Below are 15,293 nucleotides of genomic sequence, written 5' to 3'. Positions count from 1 at the left end.
AATTACTTTCTTATGATAGTTTGAGCCCAAGAGAGGTTATATGAAATTATTACCAGGAATCATCATCTGTGCTTTATTAGGAACCATCGCCTGGACTTTGGGACTGTTTCTACCATTGGGAGCCGTAACATTTTCAATTCTGTTGGGAATGCTCCTTGCCAATACCTTCAAAATCAGCTCCAGAGCCACCCCGGGAATAAGCTTCAGTGAAAAGAAGATATTGCCAGTTGCCATAGCCCTGCTGGGTTTTTCACTGAATTACAACGTCCTTTTATCCTTTGGTGTTTTACCCTTGATTCTTATCTTCCTTGGAATCCCCTTCACCATTTTGACGGCCCTGATATGGGGGAAACTCTTTGGAATAGAAAAAGAACAAGCTCTCCTTATTGGAGTTGGCAACGGAGTCTGCGGTAGTTCTGCCATAGTGGCTGTCCAAGGGGTGGTTAAGACAAACGAGAAGAATGTGGGCATGTCTGTGGCTATCATCAATTTACTGGGAACTGCCGGGATCTTTATCCTCCCCTTCCTCCTGTCATTGACCCCCCTGTTCTCCCAACAGATAAAAGGGATGATCATAGGCAATACCTTACAGGCCGTTGGTCAGGTAACAGCCGCAGGATTTTCCCTTGGAAACGACACCGGCCAGGTTGCGGTAATTGTGAAAATGGGCCGGATACTCCTGATATCACCGGTGGTTCTGATTGTCCAGTTCATAAGAAATCCAAAGGCTGCCAGCCTGGAAAAGAAGACAAGAGCGAAGGTTCCCCTATACATACTGGTATTCATCCTATTCTCGGCAATTAATACAGCGGGTTTCCTGCCGGAGTCTATGACAGAAGCACTGCAATTTTCAGGGGAAGTTTTACTCATAACCGCCATGGCGGGAATTGGAATGAAAATTACATTCCGGGGACTGGCACAGCAGGGAAAGAACTCCCTTATGACAGGCATTTTGACCTGGGCCGGACAGATTCTCTTTACCTTTCTGATTGTTTTTCCTTATCAGATACTATTCTTATAATTTTTATGGTTTCTTCTTTACCTGAGCCTATTTAAAACCTATTATTTTTTAGCAGAGGCACTTTTCTTAATACAGGATACATCTGCTCATGATAAAGAAAACTAAATACCTATCTCAAAAAGAAAGAGAAACAGCCAGAAAGTATTATTTTAGATTTGCCTCATTCAACGGCATTGGCTTCAGTTTTCTAGGCAATACCACGGTTTATCTTCTGGCCATTTTATATGGCGCTACCAATACTCAACTTGGCTATATTTCTGCAGCGGCCTACATCACCGGAGGCCTGTTGATTCTATATCCCCGTCTGTTCAGGGGGAAATCAAACAAGATGGTGGGGTATATTGCCTGGCAGCTCAGAGGGATCATCTGCCTCGCTTATCTTGCCCTGCCCTTCCTATCCGGCCCCCCGGCTATTTATCTGATTCTGACGACCTATACCATGTTTTGTATGGTCCGGACCATAGGAGTAGCCGTTCAGCAGACAATACAGAAGATGGTCTCGACCAGCCGGACCAGAGGAGAGGTGATTATGACCCTTTCCAGTCGGTTCAACACGATGGCCCTGTTATCACGATTTTTTAGTTTTGTTTGGACATCTCTCACATTCTTATCCGAACTGACAGGGATACTTAGCCTGCAGATGTTGGGAATTGTGATGAACATAATGGCCAGTTTGAATCTTAAAAAAATTCCCAACCGTGAAGTTGTGGATTATATCCCAGGTGAACATATGGGCAAGATTTTTGTCAAAGCCATGAAACAGAAAAAAGATAGATCAATTCTCATCCTGCGATGGAGTGCCATATCCATTGAGATTATCGCAGCCATGACAATTCCCTTTCTCAGACAATACGCCGGGTTTTCGACGTCTCAGATTTTCATGTACACCCTAATCATTACAACATCTTCTATCTTTGCAGCTCTGCTGATCAGACCCTTTGCTGACCGACTGGGAAGTCGGCCTTTCATACTCCCCGCCGCCATTACGGCGGGCATTATATTTTCTACATGGATGGGAATCCAGCCCGACAGGAGTCCTGAGTTCTTCTATATTCTGGGATTTTTAACCGTTTTCATTCAAAATATTTTATCCCTATTGTCCGCAAGACTTTTTGTCCAGACCATTCCCGATGAAGGCACCATAAGTTTTACATCCATGGACATTGTGGTCACCTCCTTCCTGGCACTTCTTCTCGGTTTTCTTGCCGGCGGGTTGGCGGACCTGTCCAGTACCGCAGGCAATTTGCCTTATATAAATATTTATGGACTGACTTTTTCTCTGGGGCTACTGTTCAGCATACTCATAGCCATAACGGCTGCCAGATTCAGCGAAGAAGGAAGTACAACTGTAAGAAAGACCTGGGCCATGATATTTTCACTGGAGCATATGAGGACCTTCCGGGATATTACCAGACTGAATAACGGCAACAGCAACCTCAAGAGAAAAACACTGATCCTTTCACTTGCCTATACTGGTTCATCTCTTGCCAATGATGAAATAAGACAGATGTTCCTCAACCCTCTAAGCTCAGAAAAATCTGACATAATGAAAACACTCTTTGACAAAAAACGTCCAGAACTAGTCCCAGAATTAATACGAGAAGCCCAAAACGTCTATTCTCTATCCAGAAACGCCGCCATCTTTGCTCTGGGGTCTTACCCCATGGATGCCGTAGAAAAGGCGCTGATCGAACTCCTCGATGATCCTGATCCCATAACAGCATCCACCGCCGCAAAATCACTGGGCAGAATCGGAAACACAGAAAAAACAGACCTCATATTTCAAAAGTTCATACAGGGGAAGAGAGGCAATATCCACAGTGATTTAAATTATATTATCGCTCTCCACAATATGGACCCTCAAGGACCATGGCTGGAAGAAACATTCTCCCGGGAACAGGCAGAGCTGGGAGAAAGTTACGAACAGAGTGTGATTACCCTGATCTGCCGCCAGCAAAACCTCAGTCCCCCCATAGCTTGGATTTACCAGATGAATAACCAGGAATCTGGAGAAGGTCTGCATATTCTTCTGGATGAAACAAGAGAAATGGATATCTTCTTTCAGGCCAGAGATCATATGGACTCTTCATTTAGTAAAGGGAAATACAGCGAAATATGGACCTGGTGCCGGAAGCAATTGAGTGAAGAGAGACGAGTTGAAGGAGCCGCGATTCCCGTCGTCCGTTCCATTCAAAGTTTTGATCTGAATTTTACGGATCCCACCAACACAATTGCCGCTTTGTACTATACTTATCAGATACTCAGAAAAGGAGGAGAACTGTGATCACAGGAGCCCAGCTACAAAAATTATTCATCAATATGAAAACAGCTCTGATTATCACAGATCATTCCGGCTTGATTCAGTCGGCAAATGACTTTGCCGGGAAAATGCTGAACTTAGAGGAAGGGGACCTGAAGGGACGTCACATTCATGCCCTTCTGACTCCCAGACAAAAAGAAATAACTCTGAAGAAAATATCCGGAGATGAAGTATCCGGTCCGATTATGTGGCTCTTGAATGTGGTGGATAATGAAAACAAAACAAGCCAGGAGGGAGATACAAATACGTTCCTGGCTGCTATGACCCATGAAATCAGAACACCTATGAACGGGATCATCGGCATGACAGATCTGGCTCTGGAAGAAGACATAAGTCCTGTCTTAAAGGAGTACTTAAATATCATACACCTGTCGGCGGACTCCTTAATGCGGGTCATTAACGATATCCTTGATTTTTCCAAGATGGAATCCGGCAACCTGAGCATTGAGCATATTCCAATTCCCATACATAGTTTGCTTGAAAACATAGTGAAACTCTTCATTCCCCAGGCAAAAGCAAAGGGAGTTGATTTTAAGTACAACCCAGCCTCTGATTTACCCGAGGTAATAATGGGCGACCCCATCAGAATCGGGCAGGTCATACAGAATCTTTTAAACAATGCCCTGAAGTTTACTCCCAACGGATTCATTGAATTATCTAGCCATATTGATAAAAAGAAGAGTCCCCATAGATTGTTTTTTTCTATCAGCGATTCAGGAATTGGCATCCCCAAGGAGAAGCAGCATCTGCTGTTTCAGTCCTTTACACAGGTCGATGCCTCAACAACAAGAAAATATGGGGGGACGGGTCTCGGGCTGGCAATTTGTGCTTATCTGACAAGCCGGATGGGTGGCCAGATTGATGTAAAAAGTGCAGCCGGCAAGGGCAGCAGATTCAGATTTTTCCTACCCCTACTGCTACCGGATGAAAGCAAGGAAGAACCCAGGATTCATAAAAATTCTCCCCCCAAAAGTGATGCCGATGTGTTTCTTCCTCTGGGACCTCTGATCCTCCTCCTGGAGGATAATAGGATCAATCAGCTATTGGCCGTAAGGACAATGGAAAAGGCAGGATACAGGGTCATCACCGCAGAAAATGGAAACGAAGGCATCAGGGAATACAAAAAACACAAGCCGGATTTAATCCTCATGGACATACAGATGCCCGAAAAAGACGGTTATGAAACGGCTATGGAAATTCGAGACCTTGAAAAAGAGACCCAGGAGAATACACCGATTATTGCCCTCACGGCTCTGGCTCTACATGAAGATATGAAAAAAATTACTGATGCAGGGATGAATGATTTTCTAGGAAAACCAGTCAGTCCTATTGACCTTAAGCAGATGCTCCATAAATATTGTAAGCACTGACGCATATGTACCCCCGGGAAGATTAAGGCCTTCCATGACAAGGAGCACCCATGAAAATCCGAAAGACCCTAAGAAACGTAACCCCTTATATTGCCGGTAAAACAAAACCTGGTGCAATAAAACTATCCTCCAATGAAAATCCCCTGGGCCCATCCCCCAAAGCCCTCAATGCAATACAGCAGGAATTAAACCATCTCAACCGCTATCCTGACGGACGATCGGGAACCTTGATATCTGCCCTGGCCGACCACTACAAGCTGGCCCCGGAATGCTTCATCGTAGGCAATGGATCTGATGAAATATTCGCCCTCATCGCAGGAACCTTTCTGGAAGAAGGTCAGGAAGTCATCACTGCAGACTCGACATTTTCAGAGTATAATTTTTCGGGCCTACTTTTTGGTGGACATGTCATCAAGATAGCTCTTAGAGATGGCTTTTTTGATACAGAAGCAATGCTGGCAGCCATCACAGACGAGACCTGTCTTGTATTTATCGCAAACCCCAACAATCCCACAGGAACATTTCTAAAACAAAATGAAATCCGTTCTTTTTTAAAGCGCCTTCCCAATCATGTCATACTGGTACTGGATGAAGCCTATGCAGAATTTGCAACTCATGAAGATTTTGGTTCCGGCTGTGATCTGGTGATGGATTTTCCCAACCTTATTGTCACTAGAACTTTTTCAAAGATCTACGGCCTTGCGGGCCTCAGAATCGGTTACGCCATGGCTTACCCCTCATTGACCCAAGAAATTTTCAGGGCAAAACAGGCCTTCAATGTGAACCTCTTAGCTCAATGTGCAGCGGCTGAAGCCCTAAACGATCATGACTTTATACAAAAAACTCTGAACCTTTGTTCTGAAGGAAAGAAGTATCTGTACGAGGCATTGGATAGGGACAATTATTTCTATTATCCCAGCGAGGCCAATTTCATATGTATAAGGATAGGAAAAGACAGCAAAGAAGTCTTTGATGATTTCCTGGATCAGGGCATGGCAATCCGCCCTCTGGCTTCCTTCGGCATGGAAGACTGGATACGATACACCATAGGCACACAGGAACAAAATGAAGAATTCATACGGCTGTTAAAGAGTCTTAGGGAATAAAAGGTGTTTTTCATTTTTTCTCTTCTATTGCTTCCCCAGGTCATCAACTTTCTCCTGGCCCTCATTCCGGCATTGGTCCTCCTTGGATATTTTTACAAAAGAGATCCAAGGCCGGAACCTCGCAAAACTGTGACGAAGGCCTTTCTGTGGGGCATTGGGGCCACATTACCGGCTCTCATTATAGAACTGCTATTCTCCAGCATAATCCCGGAAAATCTCTCCCCCCTGGCTTTAGCAGCTGTGAAAGCCTTTGTGATTGCTGCTTTGGTAGAAGAAAGCTGTAAAATGGCCGTAGTCAACAGGTACATCTTCCCCCTGCCTGAGTTTGACGAAGTCAATGACGGAATTGTATATACAATGGCAGCAGGTCTTGGTTTTGCCTTCATGGAAAACATCCTCTACAGCATGAACTCCTCCAATCCCTGGAGCCTATTGATTATGAGGGGAATCACATCGGTCCCTCTTCATGGCCTAGCCTCGGGACTCATGGGCTATTATATAGGCAAAGCCAAATTTGATCAGAAAGACAATCGCACATTCGGGTTATTCCTAGCCATCTTCTATCATGGCCTCTATGATTTTTTTCTGTTTACAGAAACATGGCTTGCCTGGTTGGTCATCCCTTTGCTGTTGATCTTATACAGACACACCAGAACTCTGATGAGCCGGGCCGTACGGGAGGACAGAGAAGCCTACAGGGTCTGAGAATTGCCGTCTGTGCGAACAAAATGAACTTTTTAAAATATTCTATTGACAATAATCCAGAATCAATATATTCTCTTGAAACCAACGTCGCAGGGTGGAGCAGTTGGCAGCTCGTTGGGCTCATAACCCAAAGGCCGTAGGTTCGAGTCCTACCCCTGCTAATAGTTTATACAGCAAAGATTTATCTTTGCTGTTTTTTATTTATAAGCCTTTGAAATACACCATTTATATAAGACGGAAAACAAGAATATACGCCATTGAGGAATTACTTAAAAACATCTATTTTTATAGTTATGCCAAAGGTAAATTCTAGATTTTTCTATGTTTTAAATATAATTTCTGATCTTTTATTGACATTAGTGTGCAAACAGCATATCTTCTTCAAGCAAACGTCGCAGGGTGGAGCAGTTGGCAGCTCGTTGGGCTCATAACCCAAAGGCCGTAGGTTCGAGTCCTACCCCTGCTATAGTCTTAAAGGATCACAATCGGGTGATCCTTTTTTTATTATAAAGTCAAAATCCTACCCTATAATTAATCCCCGCCAATAAAATCTCACAGTTATAAAAAAACCGCTGATCCAAGGATCAGCGGTTATGATTCAAATCAGTAAAGTTTGAGATTACTGCTCAACGGCTGTTAGTACACCATTTATGGCAAGTATATCATTTTCAAGAGTGACCTGAAGATCACCGTCAAAAACATACATGGCTTTGTCACTGGCACCGGCAAACATAACATCGCTGGCCCATACTTTATCAAAGTCTACACCAGAAGCGGTTCCATCGGAAGAAAAGGCAGCTTCGATAGCATCAGGAGTACCAATCTTTCTGCTTTCAAAAGATCCGTCAGGCAGAGAAAGAATTCCATCGGAGTCTGTGAAAAACCGATAGGCTGTACCGCGGTGAACATACTGAATCATGATGGTACCATCAGCAGCCTTAGAAGCATTCAGATTATCATGCTGAACTGTGGCTAAATCGTTTACACCATACAAAAACAGTCCTCTAAGACCGGTTCCCATTGTAGGATTTCCTTCTACATCATATAGATATGCCTGAAACAGGTGGGTAGAACCCTTAGCGGAAGCTCCACTTACGGCATCATAAGAATCTTCTGCAGCCATGTAGCGGATGTTACCTTTCCAGTTAAAGTGGCTCTCTGCATCATCGGCAGCAAGGTTTGTCTGGAAATCGATAACCAGGTCTGCGCTCCCGTCGGAAACGGCTTTAGCCTGCGCAGCTGGTGCGGCAGCAGCCGCGGGAGCGGCGGGTTTGCCGCAACCCATGAAAATCATTGATATGGCAAGCAAAGATAATAAAATTATTTTCTTCATAGAATCCTCCTAATATAATTATTTTTGTATTTTTAATAATTATTAGTGTAATTATAGGACTTTGTATCAATTCAGTCAATATTTATCGATTAGGTCTGTTTCCACTTTACAGCTTAGCGCTCCTGTTCCTATACTCCCAACTATGAATACAATGCCAATAAAAACAACAATCCTAGGTGGGTTCCTAGGCAGTGGAAAAACGACGGTTCTCAATACCCTCCTTCAAAGTCTGGATTCGGAAACAAGAACCGTGGTCATTATAAATGATTTTGGTGAAGTGAATATTGACAGCATGATGATCTCCAAAGGGGTCTACTCCAAAAAAGAAATAACAGGGGGCTGCATCTGCTGCAGTCTGAAGGAAAGGCTGCTGGACACACTTTTAAAGGTCGTAAATGAAGAACAGCCCGATGAAATTTTCATCGAAGCCACAGGTTTAGCTGTCCCCTGGGAAATGAAACAGATGATTGATAAAAACTTCCCTTCGGCAAAAATCATTATTTCCCAGGTTTTGGTCTGTGTGGACGCCCGTCAGTGCGACCGTTATCATGATGTCCTTCCTGCCTATTCGCGTCAGTTTGAAGGAGAGCCCTTGATTCTAATGACCAAGGCAGATATGTACGACGGTGGTTTGCTGAACAAGACAAGAGAGAAACTCAGTCTACATTATCCTGGACTGACGGGATCTGTCCTTTGCCGTAAGGGAATATGGGACGAACCGTTGTCCACATCATTACAGAAGCGAGAGAATTCAAGCAGCCCTGCTCTCTCTAACTTTGATAGATTTAACCCGGGTAAGGATGGAATTGTATCTCTATCACTAAAGGGGAGGTTTACTGGCACGATTGCTGAAATGAAAACGATCATTAACGAAAACAGATATAAAATAATCCGATTAAAATCTCTTATTTACCAAAGAGGAAAGGTATTGAACCTGCAATTCGATGGAGAACAGACAAGCCTCCACTCGCCCCCAGCCGATACAATCCCAAAAGGGGATTCCCTTTTGACATTTTTCTGCCTGAAAGAAGAAACAAAATTCCTGAAAGACAGATTTTCAGCTTTGTTCAGGGTTGATAACATCTGAAGTTCCTGTTCATACTGAATGAATGATGAACGGCAATACTAGGATTACAATTCTCTGTGAAAACCAGGTTGGCCATAAGGGTGCCAGGCACTGCCGAAGCGAGTGGGGATTCTCGGCCTTATTGGAAACAGTAAATCACCGGGTACTCTTTGATACAGGTCATACGGACCTGTATTGGAAGAATGCGGAAGCCTTGAAAATTGATCTGCAGAAGGTCAATATTGTTGCTTTTTCTCACTATCACTGGGATCATACTGACGGGATTGTCCATCACAACTTTGTTGGTAAAAAGCCATTATTGTTTCATCCCGACCTGCTAGATAAATTATCAGAAAAAACCAGAAGAACAGTTCAGGATGATTTTGAGATCCGCCAGTCCAAAAATCCATATTACATATCCGAGGATATTATATTCCTGGGAGAAATTCCCAGGAAAATGAATTTTGAAAGAGGGATGTATAAGGATGATCCCATGAAAGATGATACGGCTCTGGCTATCAATACCTCAGAGGGTGTCGTGGTTCTTACCGGATGTTCACATTCAGGGATTTGCAACATTTGTGAATATGCGAAGGAGTTGACCGGCAAACCATTGCTTTCTGTTATAGGTGGATTTCATTTGATGAGCAATGATCCCCATACGGTGGATAAAACAATCGCCTACTTTAAAAAAGAAGCGCCCCGTTCTCTCTACCCCATGCACTGTGTTGATTTTCCTGTTCTGGCCGATTTCTATAATGGATTTGGTATTTTCAAGGCAAGCACAGCTGATCAGATACAATTTTAAAGGACCAGAATGACTAGGAGGACAGAATCAGTCCAATTTTTCATTGATAATGAGTTCTTTCGTATGGAGTAAGACGTCTACAATTTTTTTTCTTCCTGAAAGAAGGAGACGCTGGACTGTAGCCCGGGAGACCCCCATAGACAGGGATGCTTCGATCTGACTCATTCCATCATAATCACACAGCCGAATGGCTTCAAATTCATCCAAATGGAGTTCAGTCTTTTCGAGTTTCATCGATGGTATCCCCGATGGTTTAAAATTTCTTTTTCCTTCAAGGCGGCGGCAATTTCTTTGTTTATGTCTTCTGGGCATAATTTTTCCTTTGTGCATTCTAATCAATTCTTTTCAGTTTGTTAACTCAAAGCGAAAAGAAACAAAATTCACACTCTTCAGACTTGATTCACGAAGATCGTCATGATACATTATATGTGCATATGCACATTTTTAAAAGAGACGATTTTGAGGAGAACCGATTATGGAACAGAAAAAGATGAAGATAGCCTTCCCGAGTAACGACAGAAAACATGTGGAAGAACACTTTGGTCATGCCAAGGAATTTGTCTTCTGCACCTTAGAGAATGGAAAGGTAGAAGCGACAGAGTATGTCACTCCCCCAGCGCATGCTCCAGGAGTCATCCCTGCCTTTGTTCACGAACAGGGAGCCAGTGCCATCATTACTGGTGGTATGGGTGGCATGGCTGTTGATATTTTCAAAGGACACGGAATCGATGTCATTTTAGGAGCAACTGGAACAATTGAAGAAAATCTCGAGACATTTATCAAAGGAGATCTGGAGTCCACCGGATCTGTATGTGATCACAGCCATGACCACGGCTGAAAAAGGCCCTAGTTCCTGATGCTCATTGTATAAACCCACATGACCGAACGGTCCCAGGGCTGTAACAACTCAAAGTCTCCGGAGATGACTATAAAACTCCAGAAGGATAAAAAAAATGATTCTGGCACTATGCAGTAAAGGTACGGATCTCGATAGTGAACTGGATGAACGTTTTGGACGATGTGAGAATTTTTTAATATACGACACAGAAGAAGAAACGTTTTTATCACTTAAAAATATGGCTAAAGATGAAGCAGGAGGAGCAGGTTTACTGGCTGTTCAACTGATTGTAGACCAGGGGGCAGGAGTACTCATTGCTCCGGAAGTAGGTCCACAGGGAATGGATGCACTCATACAATTTGGTATTCCCGTATTCAAACAAGGAAAATCTAAGACGGCGAATGCGGCCATTAAGGCCTGGTCTAATCACCAATTGCCACTGATAGAAAAAAATAAGTCCACCGGTTTACGACGAGCCTGATAAGAATTATAAAAAACTGGAAGCTGCAAGGGCTAAGAGGGAGACCTTTCCAGATCGACTGACCTTGCGGCAGGATCTCTTCCAAAGACTCCCTTCTTGTTTTCTATACCCTATCACAAATGAAGGGAATACGGATATAAAAAAATATCTGTCACATCCATAAATGAATGGGTCAGCCACTTATCCCCTCCTTTAGAATGCGCTATAATTGAAAGCTTAGAAGACCCTTTCGTCTTTTTCCGGAGGTCCATATTTTCAATTCAAAGATACAGTTATGTTTGCTTCTTTTCTCCCTCATTATTGGAAATATTTCTTATGCATTGAATCAGACCGGAGAGTACGCCCTCCCAATAATAGGGTCCCTGCCCCTCCGGGAGAAAACAGCCTCCCCCCCGAACTCCGGAAGAACAGGAATATCAGAAGAATCTGAAGTCAACAACAAAATAGAGTTAGCCCTGATGACGACAGAGAAGGAAGAGAGGATATACTCTAAATGGATGGGCTCCCTTGAAAAAATAACAGATCAGGAGAACCACAGGATTCTATGGAAAATCATCGGCGGCATTAGCCTATGTGTCTTGTTCTTCCTCTTTTGTAGACTGATGCTAAACCGGGTTGTCCGTCTTCATACAAAAGATCTCCTCAAAGAAGTGGAAGAAAGAAAACAAGCGGAAAAGGCACTCAAAGAAAGCGAAATGAGATTCAAAGCTCTTGCAGAGACTTCTCCCTTGGCCATTTACATGTCAGAAGAAATCGATCAAAAATGCCTCTACTTAAATTCAAGATTCACAGAATTATTCGGTTATACAATTGATGAAATACCTACTGCTAGCCATTGGTGGCCCCTGGCATATCCAGACCCGGAATACCGTCAGGAAGTCGTTGGAAAATGGCAAAAAGATATCGCAAAGGCCATTGAAACACATTCAGACATTGAGACCAGAGTAACCGAAGTTTGCTGTAAAGACGGGACCAAGAAAATCGTATCCTGGGGGTTCATAACACTGGGCGAACAAAACTGGTCCTTCGGACTCGATTTAACCGAACAGATACAGGCGGAAGAAAATAAGAAGGCTCTTGAAGCGCAACTCAGTCAATCGCAGAAGATGGAAGCAGTTGGAACTCTGGCTGGTGGCATTGCCCATGATTTCAATAATATCCTCACGGCAATTCTCGGCTATGCAGATCTGACCCTTCTGGATCTCTCCAATGAGAGCCGTGTTCGATATCAAATTGAGCAGATAATGAAGGCCGGATTCCGGGCCAGGGACCTTGTAAAACAGATCCTATATTACAGCCGTAAAGACAGCAGCCAATGCCAATCTGTCTATGTTTTTGAAATCATTCAGGAAGATTTAAAACTCATCCGGGCGTCCATCCCTTCAACAATTAGAATTGAGGAGGACCTTGATCCTCAATGCGGAAACACCCTGGCTGATCCTACCCAGATTCACCAGATCATGATGAACCTCTGCACCAATGCGGCCCAGGCTATGGATGAAAAGGGTGGAGTCTTAACGGTTCGTTTGAGTACGGCCTATCTCAGCGAGACAGAGCTCAAGGATGACCCGTCATTGACAGCAGGGCCCTACATTCTACTGCAAATTGAAGATAATGGAACAGGTATCAAAAATCGGGATATCCATAAAATTTTCGATCCTTATTTTACAACAAAAGAAGTTGGGAAAGGCTCGGGGATGGGATTAGCTGTAGTTGCCGGAATCCTCAAGAATATCAACGCTGGTATAAGGCTGGACAGTTCTTTTGGAACCGGAACATCCATTAAGATCTACTTTCCCAGGGTCGAAAGCCACCCCATTGAACCAAAACAGGAAGACAGTGTTCCAATAGGTGGATCGGAAAAAATCCTCATTGTCGATGATGAAGATAGTATTCTGGAAATAACAAGAAGGAGTCTGGAAGGATTAGGCTATGAAGTCACGGCCAGAAAGAAGAGCGTAGAAGCCCTCGAGCTTTTTGCATCCTCCCCAAATGACTTTGATCTCATCATCACAGACCAGACAATGCCCGATTTAACCGGTGAAAACCTAGCGTTGGAAGCACTGAAAATCAGACCGGAAATCCCTATTGTTCTCTGTACTGGTTACAGCTCTCATATGAATAAAGAAAAAGCCTTATCCATCGGTCTAAAAGGGTTCATTATGAAGCCCTACGATATGAAAGAATTCCTAGGATCAATTCGGGATATTTTGGATCAGAAAGGAAAAACAGCCCTTCTGAGAGAAGGGCCGTAAGGAATATTATCTTTGAGAAGAAATAGGCGTGAGCCGCAATAGACGACCGCCTCTTTGATCCTCCAGGACCCAGAGAGCACCATCTGGCCCTTGCTCCACCTCACGGATTCGTTTCTCCATGGCAAAACGTTCAACCTCCATGGCATGACTTCCCTGAATATTGACTCGTATCAGAGCTTTTGAGACAAGGCCACCCATAAGGGCATTACCTTGCCAAGCTGAGAAAAGAGCACCTTCGTAGATGACTAAACCAGAAGGTGCAATAGAGGGGACCCAGTATACTTCGGGAGAATGAAACTCGGGACCTGTGTCATGATCGGGAATGGAAGCACCCGAATATTGATCACCCCAGGAAACCAATGGCCAACCATAATTAGCCCCTCTGAGAATCAAGTTGAACTCATCTCCGTGTCTCGGGCCCATTTCATGTGCCCATAACCGGCCCTCTTTATCAAAAGCAATTCCTAAAAGATTACGATGCCCCAGTGTCCAGAATGTTTTTGCCAACTCACCTTTGTCCTGAAAGGGATTATCCTCCGGAACAGATCCATCTTCGTTTAACCTGATGATCTTTCCAAGATTTTGGGTCCAGCTCTGAGCCGGGGCCTGTTTCTGGCGTTCACCTGAGCTTATATAGAGAGATCCATCAAAACTGAAGGCCAGACGGTGAGAGAAGTGGCCGTTCCCTGCAACTTTTGGAGTTTGACGCCAGAGGACTTCCATGTTTTTCAATTCATACCCTGCTGAAGCCCCCTGAAGACGGGCCCTCACCACCACGGCACCGCTGTTTCCAGATCCGTCCTCTTCAACATAGGAGAAGTAAATCAGATGATTGTCCTGGTATTGAGGATGAAGGATGATATCCCCCAAGCCTCCCTGCCCTCGGTTGACAACATCAGGAACACCCCCGACCCGGATTCTAGAACGATCCTTCATGCGAAAATAAATCAGATTTCCACTCTTCTCAGTAATCAGAAGATCTCCCTCTGGTAGGAATGTCATGGCCCAGGGTTCGTTAAACATGCCATAGTTTTCAGAAAGGAGAATGGTTCCTGCATTTCCTTCAATTTCACTTTTGGCGGAATCGGCGTAACAACTGCCTGATAGAACAAGAAGAGAGAAAAAGATGAGGCCATTTAAAATCAGCGACCTGGCTGGTTCTGTTCCCCTTCGGAGCTGGAATAGAAAAACATTTAAAAAAAAGAAATTCCTAGGAGCTCTAAAACCGGAACTCACAGACAAACCAGATTCTTTATGATTGAGAGTCACAGTGTCCCCCCTTCCCAATAGTATAATTGAAAAGGTAGAAGATTTCCTTTTGATGATTCTGATGCCTGTAGAATCCTAGAGCAAGATCAGGGTTCCGACCGAAGCACCGGAATCAACCATTCTTCGCAATACCTGATTCCCTCATTGACCAGATTCAATTCTCCATCGGAGATGCACCAATCCAGGAAGACGGATCTCATGGAACGATTGAACAGAACAGCCAAGGACTCTGGGTCCTGAAGATTCCGGAACTCCCCTGTTTCCTGAGCACCGGCAATAATATCCTGAATGATTTGATACCATTGCCTTTCAGGATCAATGATAACCTGATTAGACTCGGAGGTAAGGATCTGATTGGCATAGAGGATTTTCAGATTCTTCACTCCCACATGATCTCTGACATAGCGCATCTGGGCCCGTGTAAAGGCCCTTAGTTTTTCCGCACCCCGACTATATCGCTTGAGATTTCGGGACGCATAGTCCTGATAATACCTGTCAATTTTCCAGAATTCCTCCACTATGATATCACTCTTTGTTTCAAAATAACTGTAAAAAGTGCCCTTGGCTACAGCCGTAGCCCGGGTGATATCTTCAACGGTAACCATGTCATAACCCTTTTCCCGAAAGAGCTGCAATGCGTTCTTCATTAGGCGACTCTTTGTTTCTTGAGCCTTCTCTTCTCGTCTACCCATCAGTTGAATCAACCTCCCCGATATGCCAC

General features: G+C 44.0%; 15 protein-coding genes and 2 tRNA genes. 12 read left to right on the top strand and 5 right to left on the bottom strand.

What is annotated here, in order from left to right:
• The first annotated feature begins 40 nt into the window (after positions 1 to 40).
• The 7 genes from EXM22_RS00610 to EXM22_RS00580 all read left to right on the top strand — a co-directional run bounded on the left by EXM22_RS00610 (position 41) and on the right by EXM22_RS00580 (position 6,988).
• Positions 41 to 1,021, top strand: coding sequence for a YeiH family protein (locus EXM22_RS00610; protein WP_149484642.1), 981 nt, complete (start codon positions 41 to 43; stop codon positions 1,019 to 1,021).
• Between the two features lie 88 nt (positions 1,022 to 1,109).
• Positions 1,110 to 3,305: an MFS transporter gene (locus tag EXM22_RS00605; protein WP_149484641.1), complete on the top strand. Its 2,196-nt coding sequence runs from the start codon at positions 1,110 to 1,112 to the stop codon at positions 3,303 to 3,305.
• Complete coding sequence (locus EXM22_RS00600) at positions 3,302 to 4,711, top strand: ATP-binding protein (protein WP_149484640.1); 1,410 nt, start codon at positions 3,302 to 3,304, stop codon at positions 4,709 to 4,711. Before EXM22_RS00605 ends, EXM22_RS00600 begins: the two co-directional genes overlap by 4 nt.
• 50 nt (positions 4,712 to 4,761) lie before the next feature.
• Positions 4,762 to 5,817, top strand: a complete 1,056-nt coding sequence (gene hisC, locus EXM22_RS00595; RefSeq protein ID WP_149484639.1) for a histidinol-phosphate transaminase — start codon at positions 4,762 to 4,764, stop codon at positions 5,815 to 5,817.
• Between the two features lie 3 nt (positions 5,818 to 5,820).
• Positions 5,821 to 6,522: a PrsW family intramembrane metalloprotease gene (locus EXM22_RS00590; protein WP_149484638.1), complete on the top strand. Its 702-nt coding sequence runs from the start codon at positions 5,821 to 5,823 to the stop codon at positions 6,520 to 6,522.
• A gap of 88 nt (positions 6,523 to 6,610) precedes the next feature.
• Positions 6,611 to 6,683: transfer RNA gene (locus tag EXM22_RS00585), tRNA-Met, on the top strand.
• 232 nt (positions 6,684 to 6,915) lie between these two features.
• Positions 6,916 to 6,988, top strand: a tRNA-Met gene (locus tag EXM22_RS00580).
• Positions 6,989 to 7,141: 153 nt separating this feature from the next.
• Here EXM22_RS00580 and EXM22_RS00575 read toward each other — a convergent pair.
• A complete protein-coding gene (locus tag EXM22_RS00575) occupies positions 7,142 to 7,855 on the bottom strand; it encodes a hypothetical protein (protein ID WP_149484637.1) in 714 nt (237 codons plus the stop codon).
• Between the two features lie 142 nt (positions 7,856 to 7,997).
• Here EXM22_RS00575 and EXM22_RS00570 point away from each other — a divergent pair, with 142 nt between their 5' ends.
• Both EXM22_RS00570 and EXM22_RS00565 read left to right on the top strand, forming a co-directional pair.
• Positions 7,998 to 8,942 (top strand): CobW family GTP-binding protein, encoded by a 945-nt coding sequence (locus EXM22_RS00570; protein WP_149484636.1) that lies wholly within the window; start codon positions 7,998 to 8,000, stop codon positions 8,940 to 8,942.
• A 22-nt stretch (positions 8,943 to 8,964) separates the two neighbouring features.
• Positions 8,965 to 9,729 (top strand): MBL fold metallo-hydrolase, encoded by a 765-nt coding sequence (locus EXM22_RS00565; RefSeq protein ID WP_149484635.1) that lies wholly within the window; start codon positions 8,965 to 8,967, stop codon positions 9,727 to 9,729.
• A gap of 27 nt (positions 9,730 to 9,756) precedes the next feature.
• Here EXM22_RS00565 and EXM22_RS00560 read toward each other — a convergent pair whose 3' ends face one another.
• Positions 9,757 to 10,041, bottom strand: coding sequence for a DUF134 domain-containing protein (locus EXM22_RS00560; RefSeq protein ID WP_149484634.1), 285 nt, complete (start codon positions 10,039 to 10,041; stop codon positions 9,757 to 9,759).
• Between the two features lie 163 nt (positions 10,042 to 10,204).
• On the opposite strand from EXM22_RS00560, the gene EXM22_RS00555 reads away from it, so the two are divergent.
• A complete protein-coding gene (locus tag EXM22_RS00555; RefSeq protein ID WP_149484633.1) occupies positions 10,205 to 10,567 on the top strand; it encodes a NifB/NifX family molybdenum-iron cluster-binding protein in 363 nt (120 codons plus the stop codon).
• 115 nt (positions 10,568 to 10,682) lie between these two features.
• Positions 10,683 to 11,048: a NifB/NifX family molybdenum-iron cluster-binding protein gene (locus tag EXM22_RS00550; RefSeq protein WP_149484632.1), complete on the top strand. Its 366-nt coding sequence runs from the start codon at positions 10,683 to 10,685 to the stop codon at positions 11,046 to 11,048.
• Between the two features lie 6 nt (positions 11,049 to 11,054).
• On the opposite strand, the gene EXM22_RS18165 is transcribed toward EXM22_RS00550, so the two are convergent.
• Positions 11,055 to 11,228: a hypothetical protein gene (locus tag EXM22_RS18165; protein ID WP_168203262.1), complete on the bottom strand. Its 174-nt coding sequence runs from the start codon at positions 11,226 to 11,228 to the stop codon at positions 11,055 to 11,057.
• A 140-nt stretch (positions 11,229 to 11,368) separates the two neighbouring features.
• On the opposite strand from EXM22_RS18165, the gene EXM22_RS00545 reads away from it, so the two are divergent.
• Positions 11,369 to 13,303, top strand: coding sequence for a hybrid sensor histidine kinase/response regulator (locus EXM22_RS00545; RefSeq protein ID WP_168203261.1), 1,935 nt, complete (start codon positions 11,369 to 11,371; stop codon positions 13,301 to 13,303).
• Positions 13,304 to 13,309: 6 nt separating this feature from the next.
• Here the strand turns inward: EXM22_RS00545 and EXM22_RS00540 are convergent, their stop codons facing one another.
• Positions 13,310 to 14,572, bottom strand: coding sequence for a PQQ-dependent sugar dehydrogenase (locus EXM22_RS00540; RefSeq protein ID WP_210411529.1), 1,263 nt, complete (start codon positions 14,570 to 14,572; stop codon positions 13,310 to 13,312).
• 86 nt (positions 14,573 to 14,658) lie between these two features.
• The gene (locus EXM22_RS00535) at positions 14,659 to 15,264 is read right to left on the bottom strand and encodes a TetR/AcrR family transcriptional regulator (protein WP_149484630.1); all 606 of its coding nucleotides are present in this window, start codon (positions 15,262 to 15,264) and stop codon (positions 14,659 to 14,661) included.
• Positions 15,265 to 15,293 lie beyond the last annotated feature (29 nt).

Source organism: Oceanispirochaeta crateris (genome assembly GCF_008329965.1).
GTDB classification, from domain to species: domain Bacteria; phylum Spirochaetota; class Spirochaetia; order DSM-2461; family DSM-2461; genus Oceanispirochaeta; species Oceanispirochaeta crateris.
This window is presented reverse-complemented; position numbering and strand designations above follow the sequence as displayed.